At 63.9% G+C, this 22,280-nt stretch carries 20 protein-coding genes; 16 read left to right on the top strand and 4 right to left on the bottom strand.

What is annotated here, in order from left to right:
• Nucleotides 1–21 precede the first annotated feature (21 nt).
• A complete protein-coding gene (locus CEQ44_RS14680; protein WP_254913699.1) occupies nucleotides 22–1,002 on the bottom strand; it encodes an MBL fold metallo-hydrolase in 981 nt (326 codons plus the stop codon).
• On the bottom strand, nucleotides 999–3,290 hold the full coding sequence (locus CEQ44_RS14675; RefSeq protein WP_088183919.1) for a TonB-dependent receptor: 2,292 nt from the start codon (nucleotides 3,288–3,290) through the stop codon (nucleotides 999–1,001). Before CEQ44_RS14675 ends, CEQ44_RS14680 begins: the two co-directional genes overlap by 4 nt.
• 105 nt (nucleotides 3,291–3,395) lie before the next feature.
• Here CEQ44_RS14675 and CEQ44_RS14670 point away from each other — a divergent pair, with 105 nt between their 5' ends.
• The gene (locus CEQ44_RS14670) at nucleotides 3,396–4,307 is read left to right on the top strand and encodes a LysR family transcriptional regulator (protein WP_254913700.1); all 912 of its coding nucleotides are present in this window, start codon (nucleotides 3,396–3,398) and stop codon (nucleotides 4,305–4,307) included.
• Between the two features lie 190 nt (nucleotides 4,308–4,497).
• Complete coding sequence (locus tag CEQ44_RS24470) at nucleotides 4,498–4,899, top strand: hypothetical protein (protein ID WP_254913701.1); 402 nt, start codon at nucleotides 4,498–4,500, stop codon at nucleotides 4,897–4,899.
• Nucleotides 4,900–4,936: 37 nt separating this feature from the next.
• On the opposite strand, the gene CEQ44_RS14660 is transcribed toward CEQ44_RS24470, so the two are convergent.
• Nucleotides 4,937–6,289 carry an FAD/NAD(P)-binding protein gene (locus CEQ44_RS14660; RefSeq protein ID WP_088183920.1) on the bottom strand — a complete coding sequence of 451 codons (1,353 nt, stop codon included), beginning with the start codon at nucleotides 6,287–6,289 and terminating at the stop codon, nucleotides 4,937–4,939.
• Between CEQ44_RS14660 and CEQ44_RS24045 the strand changes: the two genes are divergently transcribed.
• The 4 genes from CEQ44_RS24045 to CEQ44_RS14645 are packed head-to-tail and all read left to right on the top strand — an operon-like array spanning nucleotide 6,288 to nucleotide 9,642.
• Nucleotides 6,288–6,524, top strand: a complete 237-nt coding sequence (locus CEQ44_RS24045) for a hypothetical protein (protein WP_140419323.1) — start codon at nucleotides 6,288–6,290, stop codon at nucleotides 6,522–6,524. The two genes, CEQ44_RS14660 and CEQ44_RS24045, sit on opposite strands and share 2 nt — an antisense overlap.
• A complete protein-coding gene (locus tag CEQ44_RS14655; RefSeq protein ID WP_088183921.1) occupies nucleotides 6,514–7,503 on the top strand; it encodes an ABC transporter substrate-binding protein in 990 nt (329 codons plus the stop codon). The genes CEQ44_RS24045 and CEQ44_RS14655 overlap by 11 nt, the downstream gene beginning before the upstream one ends.
• 5 nt (nucleotides 7,504–7,508) lie before the next feature.
• Nucleotides 7,509–8,693, top strand: coding sequence for an acyl-CoA dehydrogenase family protein (locus CEQ44_RS14650; RefSeq protein ID WP_088183922.1), 1,185 nt, complete (start codon nucleotides 7,509–7,511; stop codon nucleotides 8,691–8,693).
• 1 nt (nucleotide 8,694) lies between these two features.
• Nucleotides 8,695–9,642 (top strand): D-isomer specific 2-hydroxyacid dehydrogenase family protein, encoded by a 948-nt coding sequence (locus CEQ44_RS14645; RefSeq protein ID WP_088183923.1) that lies wholly within the window; start codon nucleotides 8,695–8,697, stop codon nucleotides 9,640–9,642.
• A gap of 18 nt (nucleotides 9,643–9,660) precedes the next feature.
• Here CEQ44_RS14645 and CEQ44_RS14640 read toward each other — a convergent pair whose 3' ends face one another.
• Nucleotides 9,661–10,497, bottom strand: a complete 837-nt coding sequence (locus CEQ44_RS14640; RefSeq protein WP_088184106.1) for a LysR substrate-binding domain-containing protein — start codon at nucleotides 10,495–10,497, stop codon at nucleotides 9,661–9,663.
• A 291-nt stretch (nucleotides 10,498–10,788) separates the two neighbouring features.
• Here CEQ44_RS14640 and CEQ44_RS14635 point away from each other — a divergent pair, with 291 nt between their 5' ends.
• The 10 genes from CEQ44_RS14635 to CEQ44_RS14590 all read left to right on the top strand — a co-directional run bounded on the left by CEQ44_RS14635 (nucleotide 10,789) and on the right by CEQ44_RS14590 (nucleotide 22,238).
• Complete coding sequence (locus CEQ44_RS14635; RefSeq protein WP_254913702.1) at nucleotides 10,789–11,622, top strand: ABC transporter permease; 834 nt, start codon at nucleotides 10,789–10,791, stop codon at nucleotides 11,620–11,622.
• A gap of 2 nt (nucleotides 11,623–11,624) precedes the next feature.
• Nucleotides 11,625–12,407, top strand: coding sequence for an ABC transporter ATP-binding protein (locus tag CEQ44_RS14630; protein ID WP_088183924.1), 783 nt, complete (start codon nucleotides 11,625–11,627; stop codon nucleotides 12,405–12,407).
• Nucleotides 12,404–13,030 (top strand): cysteine dioxygenase, encoded by a 627-nt coding sequence (locus CEQ44_RS14625; RefSeq protein WP_088183925.1) that lies wholly within the window; start codon nucleotides 12,404–12,406, stop codon nucleotides 13,028–13,030. Before CEQ44_RS14630 ends, CEQ44_RS14625 begins: the two co-directional genes overlap by 4 nt.
• A complete protein-coding gene (locus CEQ44_RS14620; protein WP_088183926.1) occupies nucleotides 13,027–14,289 on the top strand; it encodes a rhodanese-like domain-containing protein in 1,263 nt (420 codons plus the stop codon). Before CEQ44_RS14625 ends, CEQ44_RS14620 begins: the two co-directional genes overlap by 4 nt.
• 18 nt (nucleotides 14,290–14,307) lie before the next feature.
• Nucleotides 14,308–15,396, top strand: coding sequence for an LLM class flavin-dependent oxidoreductase (locus tag CEQ44_RS14615; protein ID WP_088183927.1), 1,089 nt, complete (start codon nucleotides 14,308–14,310; stop codon nucleotides 15,394–15,396).
• Nucleotides 15,397–15,399: 3 nt separating this feature from the next.
• Complete coding sequence (locus tag CEQ44_RS14610) at nucleotides 15,400–16,359, top strand: ABC transporter substrate-binding protein (protein ID WP_088183928.1); 960 nt, start codon at nucleotides 15,400–15,402, stop codon at nucleotides 16,357–16,359.
• Nucleotides 16,360–16,487: 128 nt separating this feature from the next.
• Complete coding sequence (locus CEQ44_RS14605) at nucleotides 16,488–19,064, top strand: TonB-dependent siderophore receptor (RefSeq protein WP_088183929.1); 2,577 nt, start codon at nucleotides 16,488–16,490, stop codon at nucleotides 19,062–19,064.
• Nucleotides 19,039–20,004 carry an ABC transporter substrate-binding protein gene (locus tag CEQ44_RS14600; RefSeq protein ID WP_176400298.1) on the top strand — a complete coding sequence of 322 codons (966 nt, stop codon included), beginning with the start codon at nucleotides 19,039–19,041 and terminating at the stop codon, nucleotides 20,002–20,004. The genes CEQ44_RS14605 and CEQ44_RS14600 overlap by 26 nt, the downstream gene beginning before the upstream one ends.
• 82 nt (nucleotides 20,005–20,086) lie before the next feature.
• Nucleotides 20,087–20,878: a class II aldolase/adducin family protein gene (locus CEQ44_RS14595; RefSeq protein WP_088183931.1), complete on the top strand. Its 792-nt coding sequence runs from the start codon at nucleotides 20,087–20,089 to the stop codon at nucleotides 20,876–20,878.
• Nucleotides 20,879–20,888: 10 nt separating this feature from the next.
• Nucleotides 20,889–22,238: an LLM class flavin-dependent oxidoreductase gene (locus CEQ44_RS14590; protein ID WP_088183932.1), complete on the top strand. Its 1,350-nt coding sequence runs from the start codon at nucleotides 20,889–20,891 to the stop codon at nucleotides 22,236–22,238.
• Nucleotides 22,239–22,280 lie beyond the last annotated feature (42 nt).

The following is a 22,280-nucleotide window of genomic DNA, read 5'->3' as shown; positions in this document are numbered from 1 at the left end:
AAGGGTCGGGACAAACGAAAATCAGAAGCGGTCGAGATCATCGGCGATCGCGGTCGGTCCGGCGAAATTCTTGGCGATGGCGGCGATATAGGCGCTTGTTCGGGCCGCATCGGGCGTGCCGCCGGCGATATGCGTGACTGCCAGCGCTTTCACCTTGGCCCGTCCAGCCAGCGTGCCGACGTCTTCCGGCGTCAGGTGATGGGTGGCGAGATGCTGGACCATGGTCGCCTTGACCGTGGCGGGCATGTTCGGGCTGGTGCGCGCCACGCGATCCAGCGTAGCGTCGATGTCGATCATCTCGCTGACCAGCAGGTCCGCACCAGACGCCAGCCTTTCGACCGCGGCACTGGGGCCGGTGTCACCGGTATAGGCGATGGACCGGCCCGGCAGATCGAACCGCAAAGCGTAGGATTTATAGTTGCGATCCTCCACGCTGCCGGGCGCGAAGTCATAATGGGTGTTCTGCGCGACGCGGACCATCATGTCGTCCACGCGAATGGTTTCCCCGTCCCGCAACTCGATCACCGACACGGTATTTTCAGGCGGCGTCCAGGACTTGCCGGGAATGCCATAGCCTGCCTTGGCCGACGGCTGGAGGCTGGCGACGATGCCTGCCACCAGTTCCCGCGTGCCGGGCGGGCCATAGATAGCCAGCGCGTCGCGCGCCTCGGTCTGGTTGCGCAATCCCAATATCGCCGCCAGCCCGCCGATATGATCGACATGCAGGTGGCTGAGGAAAATGGCGCGGACCCCTGGCAGAGGCAGGCCCGCCCGCGCCATCTGTTCCACAGTCCCGTCGCCCGTATCGACCAGATAGGTCTTCCCATCGTGCAGGATGGCGTTGGCCGGTTGCGATCGATGTCCGTCCGGCACCGGGCCGCCCATCGTCCCCAAGGTGACGAAGGCGGCGCGCGGCGGCCCGGCGGCCGCCGCTGCCGTCGCCAGCAGGGCGATCACGCCGGACAGCGCCACGCCGGTGATCCGGGCGGACAGGCGCTTCACAGATTGAAGCCCACACGTACGCCATAGGTGCGCGGCGGACGCAGCGTGCCGACCGGGAAGTCGAGGATCGGGCGCGTGCCGGCGCGGGCCAGCACTTCCTTATCCTCGATATTGTTGATGAAGGCCGTGACGCTCCATTTGTCCTGCGGCCCTTCCAGCGTCAGGAACGCGTCGGACATCATGAAGCTGCCCTGCTTTTCCTCTTCGCGGAAGTTGGAGTTCATGTAGCGGCTGGATTCGATGTTCGACCGGACGCCCGCCACCAGCACCATGTCGCCGCCGATATGGAAGCTGTGTTGATAGCCCATATTGAGCGCCCAGCGCGGCGAGTTGACCGTGGGCCGACCCGAACAGTCGATGTCGTAAAAGCGCGCGCCGTTGACGCCCGGATTGGCGAGCCGCGATCCGATGGTCGTGCAGCCGGTGGTGACGGGCGCGCCGGTGGGGGAGAAGTTGGCGGTCTGCAGGCTCTTATATTTGCCGTTCAGATATTGGACGTTGATGTTGAACAGATCGTCCCGGGTCGGCGCGAAGCGGGCCTCGACTTCGGTGCCGAAAATGCGCGACTTGCCTGCATTCGTGGTGAGCGATCCCTGCGCGAACAGGCCGTTGCCGGTCCGCACCCCCCCCACGAACGTCACCTGCTGGTCCTTATAGTCCCAGTAGAAGGCTTCAATATTGAGCTGGAGCTTGTTGCCGAAGAAGCGGTTCTTGGCACCGATCGTATAGGCGGTCAGGCTTTCCGGACGGAAGCTGTTGTTAGGCGGGGCCGCGACGTAGAAGCCGCCCGATTTGAACCCGGTGGCGACATTGGCATAGACTAGGGAAGCAGGACCGGCGTCGAGTTCGACTCCCGCCTTCCAGGTGAATTTTTTGAAGCTGAGGTCGCCGGTGATGGGCGCGCCCAGCGGCGGGTCGACCGGGCCAGGCAAACCGCCGCCGACTGACGCGGTCAGTTGCGACTTGTCTTCCTGCGTATAGCGTCCGCCAGCGATCAGGCGCAGGGCGTCGGTGACGTCGAAGGTCAGCTGACCGAAAGCGGCCAGGCTCTGCGTCTTGAGGCGGGGGGTGAAGCGGGTGGTGGACAATCGACCCTGGCGGAAATAGTTGAGCGTATCCTGCTGCTCGTTGAAGAAGAAGCCGCCCAGGACATAGCGCAGCCGCTGGTCGGCAGCCGAGGTCAGCCGCATTTCCAGCGACATTTGTTCGGCATTATCCTGTATTTCGCCACGGAAGCCGGGGAGATAGGTGCGGAAATCCGCTTCCGATTTGCGCCAGGCGGGAATGACGGACAGCGTGGCAAAGCCCATGTCGCCATCGACCTGCGCGCTCAGACCGTAGAAATGATTGTCGAGATAGCCGTCCGAGCGCGCATTTTCGATGCAGCCGCTGGCGATGAAGCCACCCGCGCAGAAGGGCGGGGCGAACAGTGTGGAGGCATAGCCGTTGATCGCCGCGATCGCGCGCGGATCGGAAATGCTGACCCGATCATTGACCGATGGCACAGCGAAGGCCTTGCTGGGCAGCAACACCGCGCCGCCGCCCTTGCCGCCCTGATGATAATAATCGCCGACGATGTTGATCGACCAGATGTCCGACGGCTTGAGCAGGAAGGAGGCGCGCACCGCTTCGCCCTTGTCATCGTCATAGCCGTCCGAAATATAGCCGTCGCGATCGACCACCTGGCCTGCGACGCGCAGCGCGGCGATCTCACCGAAAGGAACGTTGACGGCCAGGAAGCCCTTCTTGCTGTCATAATTGCCATATTCGGCCAGCCCTTCGACGCCGAATTTGCCAAGCGTGGGCTTTTTGGGCAGCACGTTGATCGCGCCACCGGTCGCGTTGCGGCCATAGAGCGTGCCTTGCGGGCCCTTCACCACCTCGACCCGTTCCAGATCGTAGAATACGCCGGCGGGCGCAGTCGGGCGGCCGACATAGACGCCGTTGAAATTGAAGGCGATCGCGTTTTCGGAAAAGCTGTTCTGCGAGTTGGTGCCGACGCCGCGTAGGAAGAAGCTGGTCGTGCCCCCGGTGGGTTGCACGACAAGGGCGGGCACCAGCTTGCCGAGATTGGATGTTTCGGTGATGCCGGAGCGGGTCAGATCGTCGCCGGTGACGGCGGTGACGGCGATCGCCGCGCGTTGCAGGCTTTCCTCACGCCTTTGCGCGGTCACCACGATTTCCGCCAGTCCCCCGTCGGACGCCTGCGCCTCTGAATCCTGCGCGACGGCGGCCTGCGGTATGATCGCACCGGCCAACATCGTGGCGCTCCAAAGAATATTTTTCATGGCTTCCTCCCTTTATGCCCGATCTGCGCGGGATGGACGGGGGGTGACATGATTTGCAAAAGCAGTAAAATGGATGATATATGTTAAAAACGATCAATAGGATTCATGATTTTGCGATTGGACCGCTTCGACCTTAACCTGCTGGTGGCGTTCGATATATTGGTCGAGGAGCGGAACGTGACCCGCGCGGCCAAGCGCTTGAACCTGACGCAATCGGCGATGAGCGCCGCGCTTCGCCGCTTGCGGGACGCCTTTGCGGACGAAATCCTGGTGCAGCATGGCAAGAAGATGATCCCGACCGCCGCGGCCCTCTCTCTCGCGCCCGAAATCTCGGCCGTCGTGGCGGACCTGCGCGGTATCATCGCGCGCGGCCTCAGCTTCGATCCGTCACAGAGCCAGCGCATCTTCCGTATCGTGGCGTCCGATTATGTGACGACGGTCCTCATCGGCCCGATGCTGGAGCGGTTGCAGCAGTCTGCGCCGGGCGTGCGGATAGAGATCACGCTCCCCCGCAACGACATTCATGAACGGCTGGAAGACGGGGAACTGGATTTCATTGTCGCGCCGGAGCGTTTCCTGGAGGGGCCGCATCCGCGCGAACTGCTGTTCGAAGAGCGCCATGTCGTCGTGGGCTGGTCCGGCAATCCGATGCTGCAACAACCGCTGACGGAAGACCTCTACTATAGCGCTGGTCATGTCGCGGTGAGCGTGTCACGCGATGGCACCTTCATTGAAAATCATCTGCGGGAACATGGCGATCGCCGCCGCATAGAGATTATCTGCGCCGCCTTCAGCCAGGCGGCCTGGATGTTGCCGGGGACGACCAGACTGGCGCTGATGCATGAACGGCTGGCCAGGGTGATGGCGTCAAGATTGCCGTTGCGCATCGTCGATGCGCCCGTTGATTTGCCGATCATGCGCGAAATGCTGCAATATCACCATGCACGGGCCGCAGATACCGGACTGACCTGGTTTCGCGAGCAACTGCGCGAAGCCACCGCTGCGAGCATATCCTGAAGGCGATCCTGCTTCCCCGCGCAAGCGGGCCGGCATAATGCGGACCATCCTAAGCCGGACGCCAGATGGCGGACAATTCGTTGATTGGGGTTTTGAGGGCATTTACAGCGTCTCTACAATCGTCACATTGGCGATGCCGCCGCCTTCGCACATGGTCAGCAGGCCGCAAGGCCCGCCGCGGGCGCAAAGCGTGGACCAGGGTCGCGATCATCTCCGCGCCCTCGGACTGGCTGAACGTCTCGACTCCGAAAAGCTGCTTGATGCGGTCGATGAACGGACCGACGCCCACGCCTTCGCGCTGATGATAGAGGGTGTTGAAGAACATCGGCCCGCGCGTCATGCTTTCCGCACCAGCGGCGATCACGGCATTCTGCGTGCCGGACCTGACGGACTGGGCCGCGAATTGCAGCGCCTGTTGCGACAGGAAGCGGTGGACGATGCGTCGATCGGGCCGGTCGATGTGAAGATGACGGCTGGTGCGCTGGCGGGCGCTCTGAGCTTGTCGGCGCGCTGGCATGAACCCAATGGGGCTGTATCCACGGCGCAGATTGCCGACGCGATGGTGGGCGGCCTCGATCCACGTAGCGCCTGAGCGCGAAACGCGCCGCCGCTTCTGGCCAACGAACGGCCTATAGCCCTTCGGCTTCGACCCAATGGGCGCTGGTCAACTCACGGGCGAGCGCCCAGACCTGCCGCCTTATGTCCGGCACGGCGACGATTTCCCAATGCGCGCCGCGCGTCATCGGCCCCACGACATGCAGCCGCGTTTGCGCCCGGCCATCGGCAGCGATGGCATGACATTGGCGGTCGACGTCGATACCGATCGCCAGCGGATCGGGCCGAATGTCGCCGCGATCGAACAGGTTGCGCAGCAGCGGATCGGTCACGCGGCGCAGGTCGCCCAGCGGCCCCGTGCAGTTGACCACGCGCGCCACTTTCAGCGTTTCGCTCTTAGCCGCGCCGCGCGGGCGAAGGCTGACGACCAGGCTGTCCCCGTCGGGCGTGGCCGACATCACCTTGGCCGCCCGCACCGCCAACCGCCCTTGCGCACGTATCGCGTCCAGCCGCTCTGCGACCTGCGGCGCGATCCGATGGCGATGCACGTCCCAATAGGGGCGCAAATGGCGCAGGAAACGACTGCGTTCGACGGCACTCGCGGCGCGCCATATGTCGGCGGTGTAGGGGCGCAATTCGTCCACAGCATTGCGCCAACCAATTTCGGCCGCCCGTTCACGCACGCTACGCACCAGCGCGGACGCCGCCCCGACAGGCCGTTCGCGCCGCACGACATAGGGCGGGGCGGGCGCGTGGGCGTGCGGGGTCAGGCCGCGCCGCGACAGCGACATGATCGTTCCCCGGAACCCCGCGCTGTCCAGGCTCAGCGCGCAATCGACGGCGGTCAAACCGCTGCCCAGCAGCAACAGCGTGTCGTCGTTCCCCAAGCCCGCGCCGATGTCCGCCGCCCAGGGATCATCGACATAAGCAGGGCGATCAAGGCCGACAAAGGCGGGGAGGTCATGCGGCGGCAGGTTGCCCGGCGCGATCACGGCCACATCCGCGGCGACGGTCGCGCCTGATCGCAGCGCGATAAACGCGCCGTCGTTCGCCACGACCACATCGTTCGCCTCGTCGTTCAGGATGGCGATCCGGTCTCCGGCCGCCGTGCGCGCTTCGTCCAGCATCGCGCAAAGATAGCTGCCATAGTCGCGCCTGGTGGCGAAGCTGCCCTCCTGCCCCAGTCCCTGCGCCGTCAGCCAGTCGACGAAATGACGGGGCTGGTCGGGCAGCGCGCTCATATTGGCGGCGCGCACATTGAGGATATGGCCCGCCTGCGCCGCGCCATAGGCCAGGCCGCGGCCCAGCCGGTCGGGCCGTCGCTCCACCAGCGTCACGCGCACATTGCCATGTCGCAACAGGTTGATGGCCAGCAGCACCCCGCTGAACCCGCCACCGATGATGGCCACATGATCGACCTGCATCATGGATCAAGCATTTCTAATGGTTCGCCCAACATTCCTTGTGAGACATATCTCTACTGATGAAATAGATAAAGCATTAACTGCAGCGATGGAGACCACAATGCGCCTGTTAGGTTTACTGGGGCAAGGATTGGCGCGACTGCGTGAATCTGCACGGCGCGAATTTCTGCGCGACCCAGACGTGATCCTGTTCGAACGCCAAGCCAAACCGGCGCGCGAAGCTGTGCATGGTCGCTGATCGACTGTCGCGGCGCGCCTTCATCGGCGCTGGCGCGGCGTCCTGCCTGATCGTGGCGGGATGCAGCGAAGGTCAGGCTGGCCGGCCCAGGCTGCGCGTGTCCGTCACCGGAAAAGGCGAAGGCGACAGCCGTTTGCTGTTCAAGGCGGCGGGAATCAAGCCCGAAGGCTTCGACCTGACCTATAGTGAGTTCCAGTCCGGCCATTTGGTTGTGGAGGCGCTCAACGGCGGCTCGCTCGACTATGGCGGCATGAGCGAGATCCCGCCAATCTTCGCGGCGGCCTCCACCATCCAGAGCTTCCGCCAGATCGCGGTCGCCCATGGCGACGTCAACAACCAGGTCGTGCTGGTGCCCAAGGGCTCGAAGGCCAAGTCGATCGCTGATCTTAAGGGCAAGCGCGTCGGCTATGTCCGCGCCACAACCTCGCAATATTTCCTGATCCGCATGCTGGAGGAGGTCGGCTTGACCTGGGGCGACATCACTCCGGTAGCGATGGGCGTATCCGACGGCGCCGCCGCCTTTTCGCAGGGGTCGCTCGACGCATGGGCGATCTACGGCTTCCCGATCCAGCGCGCCATCGCGACCGAAGGCGCGCGCATCCTCAAGACGGCCTATGGCATATTGTCGGGCAATTATCTGGTGGCGGCGCATATCGACGCACTGGCCGATCCCGACAAGGCCAGGCTGATCGGCGATTATCTGGCGCTGGTTCAGAAAGCCTATGGCTGGGCGGCCGCGCATCAGGATGAATGGGCGACGATCATCGCCCAGGATATCGGCGTCCCGCGCGATTATGTGGTCGATCAGTTCAAGCGCAAAAGCGCGACCTATGAACTGCGCCCGGTCACGGACGCGGCGATCGCGTCCCAACAACAGGTCGCGGACCTGTTCTTCCGCCAAAAACTGCTGCCCAAAGCGGTCGACGTGCGCCCGCTCTGGGACGCGCGCTTCAATACCGCCATTCCCAAGAGAGGCTGAGACGCATGGCAACCCAGGCAATTCAACGCGACGACGCGCCCGCGCCCATCGCCCCCATCAGCGCCGACCAACTCGACCAACTGACCCGGCGACTGGCCGAAACCGCCGAACACTACGACCGCAGCGGCGAGTTCCCACGCGCCAATTTCGACCTGCTTGCGAGTGAGGGACTTATCGGCCTGACCGTGCCGCGCGAACTGGGTGGTCGCGGTGCCGGGCTTGGGGAGGCGATCCGGGTGCTGGCGGCCGTTGCGAAGGGGGAGCCGTCGACCGCGCTCATCCTGTTCATGACCTATCATTATCACGCCACCCCCGCGCGCGCCCGCAACTGGCCGCAGGCCATCTACGAGCGGCTGGCACGCGATGCGGTGGCGGGCAGGGGATTGATCGGTGGGCTGCGCGTGGAGCCGGAACTGGGCACGCCGGTGCGCGGCGGTCTGCCCGCAACCGTCGCGCGGCGAACCGCCAATGGCTGGGCGATCACCGGCACCAAAATCTATTCGACCGGATCGACGGGGCTAGACTGGTTCTCGGTCTGGGCGAAAACGGATGAGGTAGAGCCGCGCGTGGGCAATTTCCTGGTGCGGTCCGACAGTCCCGGCATCGATATAGAGCCGGTGTGGGACCATTTGGGGATGCGCGCCACGGTCAGCCACGCTGTGCATTTCGCTGATACCCCCACGCCTCTCGACCACGCCGTTGACATCCGTCTTCCTGAGCAATGGGCGGCTGGTGCGGGCGATCCCAGCCTGGCGATCTGGAACGCGCTTGCAATCTCGACCATCTATGACGGCGTCGCGCGGGCGGCGCGGGACTGGTTGCGCGCCTATCTCAACGACCGGGTGCCCACCAATCTCGGCGCCGCACTCGCCACCCTGCCGCGCGTGCAGGAAAAATTCGGCAAGATCGAAACGCTGTTGCAGGTCAACCGCACTCTGATCCGCGACGCGGCCGTGCGTTATGATGCGGGTGATCCGCCCAGCGCGGTGGAGGTGAACAATATCAAATATCTCGCGACCGCCAATGCCATCCGTGCGGTGGAGATCGGTCTGGAACTCACTGGAAATCCTGGCATCAGCCGGCAGAACCCGCTTGAACGCCATTATCGCGACGTCCTGTGCAGCCGCATCCATTCGCCACAAACCGACACCATATTGGTCGCAGCCGGCCGGGCGGCGCTTGGGAACTGACATGTCATTGATTATCGCAAGCCAACTCGATGCAGAATTCAATCGTGGCCTTGGCCAGCACCCGATCGCGCCCATCCTGATCGATGTCGCCGACGAAGCACCATGGAGCGCCGCCGCTGAAGCTGACGTGCTGCTGGTGCGGCCCTCGCCCGCCTGGCGCCAGCCATCTGCCACCCGCCCGTTCGCCTGGCCGGGACGTCTGAAATGGGTCTATAGCGCGTCGGCGGGGATCGATTTCTATCCCCCTTGGCTGCTCGACGCGCCGCTCGTGACCTGCGGCCGGGGAGTCGCGTCGGATGAGATTGCCGACTATGTCATTGCCGCCATTTACGCCCATGCCAAGAACCTGGAGGCGATCACCGCACGGTCGCGGGCGGAATGGATCAATGTGCCGCTTGGCCGGGTATCGGGCACCACGATCGGCATCGTCGGTCTGGGCGCGATCGGTCAGGCGGTGGCGCGACGCGGCCTGGCGCTGGGAGCGCAGGTCGTCGGTTTGCGTCGCACCGGCGCGCAATCGGGCATCAGCGGCGTGGAGCATGTCGGCGATATTGAAACGCTCGTCGCCCGTGCCGACCACATCATCGTCGCCGTACCGGCTACGCCGCAAACCCATCATTTGTTCAATGCGGCGCTGCTCGCCAAGGTGAAGCCCGGCGCGCATATCATCAATGTCGCCCGCGGATCGGTGATCGACCAGGACGCCTTGATCGATGCCCTGGACGGGGAGGGCGGCCCCGGCTTTGCGACGCTGGACGTCACCGATCCAGAACCTTTGCCGGACGGCCATCCGCTCTACACGCACCGGCGCGTGCGGCTGACCCCGCATGTCTCCAGCAATCACACCCTGGTGCGTCACAGGCTGCTGGAAAAAGTGCGGGACGACATTTCTCGTTTCGCCCGCGGCGAAGCGCCCAGCGATATCGTTGATCCAGTGCGCGGCTATTGAAGCCAGGGCGGGAGCCGTTCAGAGTGCTTCGACCGTTTCCCGCGCCAGTTCCGCCAATCTCTGCGCCGCCTTGTCCAATTTGTCGCCCGACCGCAGGATCGCCGCCACGCGCGGCAGTTGCGGCAGCCGCTCATGCTCCAGCGCCGCGCTGTTCTCCAGAAACAAATGGGTGCGGCAGGTGATGCCCAGCCCGGCACCGACAGCCGCCTTGAGCGTCGCGAGATTGGGCGTTTCCACCGTGATCCGCCATTGCAGCCCGGCATCCTCCAGCGCCCGGATCGCTGCCTCGCGGAAACGGCACGGCTCCTCCAGCACCGCCAGCGGGATGACCGCACGATCGGCCAGCGTCGCCTCGCCATACCAGCTCATCGGCGCGACCGTCACCGCATGGGCGTCATTGGGCGCTGCAAAGCCCAGCACGATGTCCAGTTCCCGCCGCTCCAGCAACGCCTGCAATTCCGCCGTGCCCGCCACGCGCGCATAGATTTGCGCGTCGGGATGCAATTCGGAAAAGCGTGACAACAGGCCCGTCAGCAACGTGTCCGCGAAATCCTGCACCATGCCGATCCGCGCCGGCCCGGCAAAGCGCCCCGCACTGACCGCCGCCACCGCCTCGTCATGCAGCAGCAGCACACGCCGCGCATAGTCAAGCAGCACGGTCCCCGCTGACGTCAGGATCAGCCGCCGCCCTTCGCGCAGGAACAGCGTCTGCTGCACCAGTTCCTCCAGCCGTTTGATCTGAAGGCTGAGCGCGGATTGCGTCACGAACACCTGCTCCGACGCATTGAGCATCGACCCTGTATCGACGATGGCGACGAAGCTGCGCAGCAAATTGGTCGGCAGATTGACCGGCACGATGAGCCCCTTGGATGGAAAGATGGGAAGCCGATCCGAAGTCGGAAACGGAAAGCCGCTTATCGCCGATGCCAATATATCAATCAAAATAGTAGAGATTTGTCCGGCCAAGAAAAAACTACGCTGGAATGAAAGGCCGCACGGCAACCCCCCGATATCGGCGCTGATCCGTCCCTCCATGACGACGAAAGGCGACCTATGATGAACGCTGATAGGTCCGCCTAGAAAAACTTAATTGAATTGGTAGACAATACATGTTGGGCTTGTCCGCAGTTACATAAAGGGCCGGACATGGCGGTTTTGACGATCAACGATACATCACAGGTAGCGCAAGGCCGTTCGGCGTTGGCGCCACGCCCATTCTCTCTTTCGCGCTTCGGCGGCCGCTGGCTTTCCCCGGTACTGCTGCTCCTGCTTTGGGAAGCGGGATCGCGTCTCGGCCTTATCCCCGAACGCACGCTCGCTGCGCCATCGGCGGTGCTGGGCACGTTGCTGGAGATGGTGATCTCCGGCGAACTCCCCTCCAATCTGCTGGTGTCCTTCGCCCGCGTCGCCGTCGGCCTGCTGATCGGCGTGAGCCTGGGCCTGGGCCTCGGCCTCGTCGCTGGCCTGTCGCGGTCGGGCGAACTGGCGGTCGATCCGCTCATGCAGATTAAGCGCACCATCCCCGCGCTGGCGCTGACCCCGCTTTTCATCGTCTGGTTCGGCATCGGCGAAACGCCCAAGGTCGCCCTGATCGCCTTCGGCACCATCTTCCCGGTCTATCTCAACCTCTACAGCGGCATCCGCAGCGTTGATCTGCGCTTGCTCGATGCGGCAAAGAGCTTCGGTCTCAGCCGCTGGGAACAGATATGGCACGTCATATTGCCCTCTGCCTTGCCCTCGCTGCTGGTCGGGCTGCGCTACGCCCTATCGGTGTCGATTCTGGTGCTGGTCGTCGCCGAACAGATCAACGCATCGGCCGGCCTTGGCTATCTCATCAACAACGCTCGCGATTTCATGCGGACCGACATCATCGTCGTCTGCCTAATGGTTTACGCCATCCTCGGCCTTGGCGCCGACTGGCTGGTCCGCACGATCGAAGCCCGCGCCCTCATCTGGCGCCCCAGCATAGTGGAGCAATAAGCATGGACGCTCGCCTCGGTTTTTCCACGGTCGATAGCGCTGTTCACCAGCCCCATCCCGAACCCGTCGTCCGCCTGCGTGGCTTTACCCGGCGCTTCGGCGCCAACACCATCATCAACGGCCTTGACCTCGACATCGGGCCCGGCGAGTTTATCGCCCTGCTGGGCCGCTCCGGCTCTGGCAAGACCACTTTGCTGCGCACGCTCGCCGGTCTGGACGAAGTGCGCGATCAGGACGTCGAAGTCCCCAATTCCCGCGCCGTCGTCTTCCAGGATGCCCGCCTTCTGCCATGGAAGCCGGTCTGGAAGAATGTCGCGCTAGGCCTGAAGGGCGACAACGGCCGCGACCGCGCCGAGGCTGCGCTCAAGGAAGTGGGCCTTGGCCACCGGCTCGACGCCTGGCCGCTGACCTTGTCGGGCGGCGAAGCCCAACGCGTGGCGCTGGCCCGCGCTTTGGTGCGCGAGCCGCAATTGCTGCTGCTGGACGAACCCTTCGCCGCGCTTGATGCCCTGACCCGCTATCGGATGCACGATCTGGTGCTGTCGCTCTGGCGCAAGCACAAGCCCGCTATCCTGATCGTGACCCATGATGTTGAGGAAGCGATTGCGCTGGCCGATCGCGTGCTGGTGCTCGACCGGGGTCGTATCGTCGCCGAAGAACGCATCACCGCCCCGCGCGGCGAGCGCAGCAGCTTTGCGGCTCGCCTGCGCGAGAAACTGCTCTCGCATCTGGGCGGCGACGATCATGGCGAAGGCGTCGTTCCCCTCGCGGTCGCCGCTGAATGAACGCGCTCGCCGCCATCGAACGCCCGGTCGAAACCGCGCCTAACACCAGCCGCCTGCGCGGCTTCGTCACCGCCTTTGCCGACCTGCTGGCCGCGACCCGCGACGAGCAGGCGATATTGGACAGCGGTCGCGCACTGCTCAGCCGCCTGATCGCCACCGACGACTGGCTGCCCGAAGCCTTCGCCCGGCCCAATCCCGATCGCTACCAGCAATATCTGCTCCACTGCGACAGCCGCGAGCGGTTCAGCGTCGTCAGCTTCGTCTGGGGACCGGGCCAGTCCACCCCCATCCACGACCATAGCGTCTGGGGTCTGGTCGGCGTCCTGCGCGGGATCGAAAAGGTCGAACGCTTCCGTCGCCTGCCAAGCGGCGCCCTGGTCGATCAGGGCGAGGAACTGCTGCACGAAGGGGAGGTGGATGCCGTCTCCCCCCGCATTGGCGATATCCATCGCGTCACCAATGGGCTCGCCGACCGGCCGTCCGTCAGCATCCATGTCTATGGCGCCAATATCGGCGCGGTCGAGCGCGCGACCTACGCCCTCGACGGCACGCCCAAGACCTTCATTTCGGGTTACGCGAACAGCGTGATCCCCAACCTCTGGGACAGATCGAAAACCGCATGACTACGCAAACGCTGGACAAAATCCAGACCGCCACGCCGCAGGATATCCGCCACGCCCTGCTGGTCGGCAGCGAAATCGCCATCATCGACGTGCGCGAAGAACATGACTTTGCGCAGGGTCACCCGCTCTTCGCCGCGCAAATCCCGCTGCGCCGCATCGACGAGGAGGCCCGCTGGCGCATCCCGCGCCTCGCCACGCCGGTCATTGTCTATGACAATGGGGAAGGCTTCGCCCGCAAAGCGGCGATCCGCCTCGAAGCGCTGGGCTATACCAATGTCCGCGAACTGGACGGCGGTCTCTCTGCTTGGGCGGCGGCTGGCTATGAACTGTTCGAGGACGTCAACAGCTACTCCAAAGCGTTCGGCGAACTGGTCGAGCATCGCCGCCATACGCCGTCACTGGCCGCCGAAGACGTGCAGGCGCTGATCGATGAAAAAGCCGACATCAAGATCTTGGATGCGCGCCGCTACGACGAATATAACACGATGAGCATCCCCACCGGGACCAGCGTGCCCGGCGCGGAACTGGCGTTGCGGGCACGCACCATCGCGCCCGATCCCGACATCACCATCATCGTCAATTGTGCCGGCCGCACTCGTTCGATCATTGGCGCGCAATCGCTGGTCAATGCGGGCGTCCCCAACAAGGTGTTTGCGCTGCGCAACGGTACGATCGGCTGGACACTGGCGGGTCAACAACTCGAAACCGGCCAGACCCGCACCGCGCCCGAAGTCGACGATGTGGCGATCGAGGAAGCGCGCACCCATGCCCGCGACGTCGCCTATCGCGCCGGCGTGAAACGCATCGGCTGGGACGAACTGGCCGCGTTTCAGGCCGATACGGCTCGCACCCTCTATCTCTACGATGTGCGCCAGCCGCGCGAATATGAAAGCGGCCATCTGCCTGGCTTCCGCAATGCGCAGGGTGGGCAACTGGTGCAGGAAACCGACCACAATGCTCCAGTGCGCGGTGCCCGCATTGTCGTGACCGACAATGTTGGTCCGCGCGCGGACATGACCGCCTCCTGGCTCGCCCAACTTGGTTGGGACGTTTCCATCCTCGACGTCGACTGGTCGGCTGTCACGCTGGAAACCGGACCGGACGGCGCGCCTGCGCCACGCGGGCCGGAGGGCCGCTACAAGCGCCCCTATGAAGGCACGGACAACAAGGCGGCCGCGATGCAGGCCTATCTCGACTGGGAATATGGCCTCGTCGCCCAATTGGAGCGCGACGGCACCCACGGCTTCTACGTCATTTAAAATTTTGGGAGAATTTCCATGAGCGTCAAGTTCATCGGCTATATCGGCTTCAATAACGGTTCTGAAACGCAAGCGGCGGTCCGCAGCCGCGCGCTGGACACCGATTATGTCAATGCGGCCGCAAAGGCGCAGGAAGCGGGCGGCTTCGACCGCGTCCTCATTCCCTTCGGCTCCAACAGCCCGGAAAGCCAGATCGTCGCGGCCCACGCCGCCGCCATCACCACGAAGCTGGGCTTCCTCGTCGCCCATCGCCCCGGCTTCACGCAGCCAACCGTTGCTGCGCGCCAGCTGGCGACGCTGGATCAATTGTCGGGCGGCCGCGTCGCTGTCCATATCATCACTGGCGGCGCGGACGAGGAAATGGCGCGCGACGGCGACACCAGGACTGTAAAGTCCGAACGCTACGCCCGCACCGACGAATATCTGACCATCCTGCGGCAGGAATGGACAGAGGCCAAGCCCTTCGACCATCAGGGCAAGTTCTACGACATTCGTCAGGCGTTCAGCGCGATCAAGCCCGACAATCTACCGGTCTTCTTCGGCGGATCGTCGGCCGAGGCGATCGAGGTCGCCGGCCGCCATGCCGATGTCTATGCGCTGTGGGGCGAAACGCTCGAAGCGGTGCAGGACACGGTCCGCGCCGTGCGCAAGTCGGCCGCGCGCTATGGCCGCAGCCCCGGCTTCTCGCTGTCGCTGCGTCCGGTCATCGCCGATACCGAAGAAGCCGCCTGGAAGCGCGCGGCGGAGATCGAGGAGCAGGTGCGCGAAAACCGCGTCGCGGCGGGCCTTCCGCTGACCGGCCATCGCCCGCCCAACGCCGGATCGCTTCGCCTGCTTGATGCCGCCAGCAGCAATCGGCAGGATACACGCCTGTGGACCGGCGTCGCGGCGCTGACCGGCGCGGCCGGCAACAGCACCGGCCTGGTGGGCACGCCCGAACAGGTCGCCGACGCGATGCTGGATTATTATGACATCGGCATCGACCATTTCCTGATCCGGGGTTTCGATCCGCTGGGCGATTCCATTGTCTATGGCCGTGAGCTGCTGCCGGTCGTGCGCCGCAAGGTTGCCGAGCGCGAAGCCGCTGGCCTCGCCCTGGCGGGCTGATCCATGTCCAAGAAGACCGTCGTCATCCTGTCGGCGTCCCTTGTCGCGGTGGCGGGCATAGCGCTCGCCGCCGCGACTTTTCGCGCAGGGAACGACAAAGTCTTGCGCGTGGCCAATCAGAAAGGGCAGGTCAAGGCCATGATGCTCGCGTCCGGCGCGCTGGAAGGCGCGCCCTACACGGTCGAATGGTCGGAATTTCCCGCGGCCCAGCCCCTGCTCGAAGCGGTGGGCGGCGGCGCGGCGGACTTGGGCCTCGCGGCCGACGCGCCCTTCATCTTCGCCTATCAGAGCGGCAGCCCGGTCAAGGCCATCGCCGTCCAGGCCCCGGCCAACCAGGTGAGCGATGCGCTTGCGATAGTGGTGAAAAACGGATCGCCGCTGAAAGGCGCGCAGGATTTGATCGGCAAATCGGTTGCCACCACCCGCGGGTCGATCGGCCATCATCTCCTGCTTCAGGCGCTGGAACGCGCCCATATCCCGGCGGACAAGGTCCGCGTCACCTTCCTGCCGCCGGGCGATGCGAAGGCGGCGTTCGACAGCGGCGCGATCGACGCCTGGGCGACCTGGACCCCCTATACCAATGTCGCGATCAAGGAAGGCGGGCGCGCCGTCGTCGATGCGAAAGACTATGGCCTGCCGCTTTATATCGATATCGCCAACACCGATTCGATCGATCCCAAGCGGGCGATGCTGGCCGACTTCCTTCAGCGCGAGGCCAAAGCCGTCGCCTGGGCGCGCGCCCATCCCGATCAATTTGCGCAGGTGCTGGCAAAGGAGACCGGCTTGCCGCTCGACATCGCCCGCGCCAGCTTCGACCGCAGCAACCGGATCGCGCAGCCGATCGACGCGAAAATCATCGCCCACGAGCAGGCGATCACCGCTCGGTTTCAGAAAGCCGGACTGATCGATGGTCAACGCGACGTCGCGAGCGCCTTCGACTCTAGCTTCGCCAAATCCCAATGAAACAATAAGTTTGTCAGCGGAAAGATGATCTAAAGTTTAGTTTTAATCATAGATATGTCGCCAAAGTCATTTCTCAACCAAATCAATAGAAAATAGGCAGGCCTCCAAGTCTGTTTGGGGGAATATCCATGAAGAAGACCGCTTACTATCTCGCATCCTCGGCGCTCACAGCTGTCGCACTCGCTGTCTCACCGGCATCGGCGCAGGCGCTCAGCACACCGGACGATGCCGCCACCGACGCCGGAACGATCATCGTCACCGGTGTTCGCGGCGCGCCGCGCACCATCGCCGAAAGCCCCGCTCCGATCGACGTCGTCAGCGCGGACAAGTTGCAGGCGACCGGCTCGGCCGAATTTGGCGAAGCGCTGTCCAAACTGCTGCCCTCGCTCAATTTCGGTTCGACCCATGCCGGCGTCTTTTCGATCGGCCGCCCGGTCACAAATCGCGGCCTGGCGCCGGCCTATACGCTGGTACTGGTCAACGGAAAGCGCCGCCACAATGGGGCTTTCCTCAGCAATTCGACCGCCGACACATCCGGTTCCAACCCGGTCGATATCGACCTCATTCCGACCAGCGGCATCGACCGGATCGAAGTGCTCAAAGACAGCGCCGCCGCCCAATATGGTACCGACGCGATCGCCGGAGTGATCAACATCCAACTGGCCGAAAAGGAAGGTCTGAGCGGCGACTTCACCTATGGCACGCTCTATTCCGCCAATGGCAAGCCGGACAGTTGGAAGGGCACCATCCGTTACGGCACCAGGATCGGCGACGATGGCGGCTTCCTGACCGTCAGCGGTGACATCCGCAAGCGCGGCGGCGCCTGGTGGAACCTGCCCGCGACCGACACCAATCTCTATGGCCTGCCCGCCGGTCGCACCATCGACCAGGTGGTCGCCAGCAGCGGCCTGACCCGCGCGCAGGTGGAGGCGAACATCGCCGACGCCAATGCCCGCAACGCTGCCTGGAACCGCGACGGCGCGCATAATGGCGATCCGCAGATCAAGGCGTTCAACCTTGGCTATAACGCGCAGCTACCGGTGACGGACAACGCCACCCTCTATAGCTTCGGCACCTATGGCGAGCGCGACGCCCAGATCGGCAATAATTTCCGCCGCCCCAACAGCACCGCCAATTTCACCGCCTTGTTCCCCGACGGCTATTATCCGCTCAACAATATCGACGAGACGGATTTCCAGTTTGTCGGCGGTCTGAAGGGCGTGCTGGCGGGCTGGGATTATGACCTGTCCTCTTCCTTTGGCCGCAACGCCAGCCGCCAGTTTTCCAAGCTCTCCATCCGCCCCTCGCTCGGTCCGGATAGCCCGACCAGCTGGCCCAATCTCGCCAATTTCGAGTTCCGCCAATGGACCCACAATGTCGATCTCACGCGCGAGTTCGACATCGGCTTCGCCAAGCCGTTACAGGTGTCGATCGGCGGTGAATATCGACTCGACCGCTTCCGCACCTTTGCTGGCGATCCGCTCGCCTATGAACCTGCGACCTACACGTTTCAGCCGGGCGACCAGCAATATGACTGGAATGTCGGCCGCGTTGCCTCACCAGTGGTCCAGGGCGCGATCGTCCTCTCCCCGGACGACGAAGCCGATATCAGCCGGAAGGTCTATGCCGGCTATATCGACCTTGGCATCTATCCGACCGACGCCTGGTATATCGGCGCGGCCATCCGCGCCGAACATTATAGCGACGGGTCGGGCAGCCCGATCGGCCTGAAGCTCAACAGCCGCTACGAATTCAGCCCCGCGTTCGCCATTCGCGGCACCGTCGGCACCGGCTTCCGCGCGCCGTCGCTGACTCAGATCGGCTATGCCCAGACCGATGGCCGCACCTCCTCCTTCTTCAACACCGAAACCGGCCAGACCGAATTGCGCCCCACCGTCGCCAAGCTGGTGACCGCAGACTCCAATGTCGGGAAGCTGCTGGGTGCCAAGCCGCTCAAGGCGGAAAAGACCTGGAACGCCGGGCTTGGCATCGTCTTCACGCCGATCCCGGCGCTGTCGATCACGCTCGATGGCTATTATATCAAGATCAAGGACCGGGTCGAACGCACCGGCCGCCTGTTCGGCGCCGGCATCTCCGCCATCCTCGCCGCCAACGGCTTGTCGGATATCGAGCAGGCCGAATATTTCATCAACGCCGCCGATACCGAGACGAAGGGCTTCGACCTGGTCGCCGATTATTCGACCGGCCTTGGCGATTTCGGGAAGCTGGGCGTCACCCTAGCTTTCAATTACAGTAAGACCAAGGTCACCGACATCGTCGCCACGCCCTCGCAACTGTTCGGCGCCAATGGCGCGTCTCTGCTGGGGGCGGGATCGGTCTTCTTCGGCGGCGACAAGATCGGCGAACTGGAAGTGCTTCAGCCGCATACCAAGCTGGTCAGCACGCTGAACTGGACCAAGGGCATTTTCGGCCTCAGCGTCACCAACACCCGCTACGGCAAATATACGCAGCGCACTGCGGCCGGCGACGACCGCTATTTCGGGGCGAAGATCATCACCGATGCCAGCATCAGCGCGAAGGTCACCGACTTCGCCACCCTCTCTATCGGCGCCACCAACCTGTTCGACGTCCGTCCCGAAACCAATGGGCCGGGCAATCCCCAAACGGGGCAAGGCTATTATGGCCCGTCGCCCTTCAATCCCGCAGGCGGCTATTATTATGGACGGATCGCTCTTGCTTTCTGATCGTCGAACCTTCCTTGCGGGCGCTGCCGCGCTCGGCCTCACTGCTTGCGGCGGGGCCGGGAAGGGCGGGCGCACCAAGCTCGTGCTGGGTGACCAGGTCCATCTGCTCCAGTCCAAGGCGGAAGCCGCCGACGCGCTCAAGGGGCTGACCTACGACATAGAATGGGCTAATTTCGTCGGTGCCGCGCCGTTATTGGAAGCGCTTAATGCCGGGGCGGTCGACACCGCGCCGGCGGGCGACCTGCCCGTCGTGCTGGCGGCGGCGGCGGGCGTCCCGCTCAAGGTGATCGCCGGCTCTATCTCGTCCACCCGCGACATCGGCATCATCGTGCCGCCCGGCTCGCCCATTCGTAACGTCGCTGGTCTTGTCGGCCATCGCGTCATCGTGTCGAGCGCGCGCGGCAGCATCTCGCACTATCTGCTGCTCGAAGCGCTCAAGGAAGCGAAGGTCGATCGCAAGAGCGTCGATATCGGATTCATGCTGCCCAATGACGCCGCCGCCGCCTTCGCCGCCGGCCGGATCGACGCTTGGGCGACCTTCGGCACCTATCAGATAGCGGCAGAAGATCGCGGGGCGCGGGTGTTGCGCGACGGGCAGGGGATCAACACCGGCCTCACCCTGATCGCGGCGTCGCAGGCGGCGCTGGATGATCCGGCCAAGCGCGCCGCGCTCAAGGATGTGCTTGCCCGCTTCCGCACCGCCAGCCTATGGGCGCAGGCACATCCAGGCGCTTACGCCACCCTGTTCGCCAAGGCGACGGGCGTCGATCCCAGGCTGGCGAAGCTGATCGTCGATCGGCAGAATCCCGTCCTCGTCCCGCCCGACGCGGCGGTCATCAAGCCGCTTCAGCGGGTGGTCGATCGCTTCCACGCCGATGGCGAATTACCTGTCCATGTCGATGTCTCACGCATCGTCGATCCCGGCATCTTCCCGGCATGAGCGCGGCGCGTCCATCCATCAGACATTCTCATTGGGCGGCCCCCTGCCTTCTGCCTACATTTGCCCGCAAAGGAGCATTCCCATGGCTACAGTCCTGAAAGACGATCGTTTCCGCGCATCCGGGATCAGCGAAGCGGAATGGAAGGTCCGTGTCGACCTCGCCGCCTTCTATCGCCTGTCCGCCCTCTATGGCTGGGACGATTTCATCTACACCCATATCTCGGCCCGCGCACCGGGACCGGATCATCATTTCCTCATCAACCCGTTCGGCCTGATGTTCGATGAGATTACGGCGTCCAGTCTGGTGAAGGTCGACCTGGACGGCAACGTCATCGGGGACAGCGACTATGGCATCAACTATGCCGGCTATGTGATCCACTCGGCGATCCACGCCGCGCGCGACGACGCCCATTATATCGCCCATTTCCACAGCGCCGACGGCATGGCGGTGTCGGCCCATGCCGAAGGTCTGCTGCCGCTCAACCAGCGCGCGCTCGCGCTGATTCCGCGTCTGTCTTACCACGACTATGAAGGCGTGGCGCTCAATCTGGACGAGCGTGAGCGACTGGTGGCCGATCTTGGTGATACGAAAGTCATGCTGCTCCGCAATCACGGCACGCTGGCGCTGGGCGCGACGCCGGGTGAAGCGTTCAGCGGCATCTACCATTTGGAGGAAGCCTGCAAGGCGCAGGTGCGAACCCTGTCCATCGGCCGCGACAAGATATTGATCGCCCCGGAAGAGGCGCAGGAGGAAGTGCGCCGCCAGATGAGCCGGGAACGTAAGCCGGTCGAAGGCGCCAAGTCCCACTACGACCTGGTCTGGGAAGCGGCCCTGCGCAAAGCAGAACGCCAGTCCCCCGGCTTCGACGCATAGGAATCGGCTCATGACCAAGCGCCAACTCAAACTCGGTCTCGTCCCCACCGGCGTCGGTGGCCCTGGCGACAGCAATCGCTGGCTCGATACGGACATTCCTCTCGACGCCAGCGTAAATGTCGATTGGTATATCGATGTCGTGCGTCAGGCGGAGGCGGCGAAGTTCGACCTCGTCTTCATCGTCGATAGCCAGTTCATCACCGCCAATTCGCCGCCCCATTATCTCAACCGGCTGGAACCGCTCACCCTCCTGTCGGCGTTGGCCGTGGCGACCAAGCATATCGGCTTGGTCGCCACGCTCACCACATCCTATAATGATCCCTTCAATCTGGCGCGCCGCTTTGCCTCGCTCGACCTCATCAGCAAGGGACGCGCGGGCTGGAATGTCGTCACCAGCGGCGATGCTGGCACGGCCGGCAATTTCAGCCAGCCGGAACATTTCGACTATGATACCCGCTACCGCCGTGCGGTCGAGTTTCTCGACGTGGCGCGCGGCCTCTGGTCGAGTTGGGAGGAGGGGGCATTGATCCGCGATAGGGCCACCGGCCAGTTCCTCGACCCCGACAGGCTCCATCGCCTCGACCATCGCGGGGAATTTTTCCAGGTCGTCGGTCCGCTCAACCTCCAGCGCTCGCCGCAGGGAGAACCGGTCATCTTCCAGGCGGGCGACAGCGACCAAGGCCGCGATCTGGGGGCGACCATCGCCGACGCGATCTTCACCCATGCAGCGACGATCGAACAGGGCCAGGCCTTTTATGCCGACCTGAAAGGCCGCGCGGCGCGACAGGGGCGCGATCCCGACCAAATCGTCATCCTGCCGGGCTTCTTCGTCACAGTTGGCGATACCGACGCGCAGGCAAAGGATATCGAACACCATTATCGCACGCTCGACCAGAGTTTCGAGCAGGCGCTGGCGGAGTTCGGCCGTCCCTTCGGCTGGCATGATTTCCGCCAATATGATCCCGACGCACCCTTCCCGGTGCAGGCGCTCAAATATGCGAAAAACAGCTTCTACACCCAGGCGAAGAAGATCACTGACCTCGCCGTCGAGCAAGGTCTAACCCTGCGGCAGGCGGTGGAGCGTGCGCGCGCCGGTCGCGGCAGCCCCTTCGTCGGGTCGGCGCAAACCGTGGCGAACGAAATCCAGCGTTGGTTCGAAGAGCGCGCGCTCGACGGGCTTAACGTCCATCTCGGCCATCCCGCGCAATTCAAGCGTTTCGTCGAGGAAGTCGTGCCGATCCTGCAGGCGCGCGGCCTGTTCCGCACTGATTATGAGGCGGATACACTGCGCGGCAATCTGGGCCTGCCCATCCCGGCAAGCCGCCACCAGCAGGCACCCGCCCGGCGCGATGCCGCCTGAAACTATGACGATTTTTCGTCACTCACGCCGAAACTCTCATTA

The organism is Sphingobium sp. Z007, assembly GCF_900013425.1.
Classification (GTDB): domain Bacteria; phylum Pseudomonadota; class Alphaproteobacteria; order Sphingomonadales; family Sphingomonadaceae; genus Sphingobium.
The sequence above is the reverse complement of the archived record's forward strand: the minus strand, read 5'-3'. Positions and strand labels throughout refer to the sequence as shown.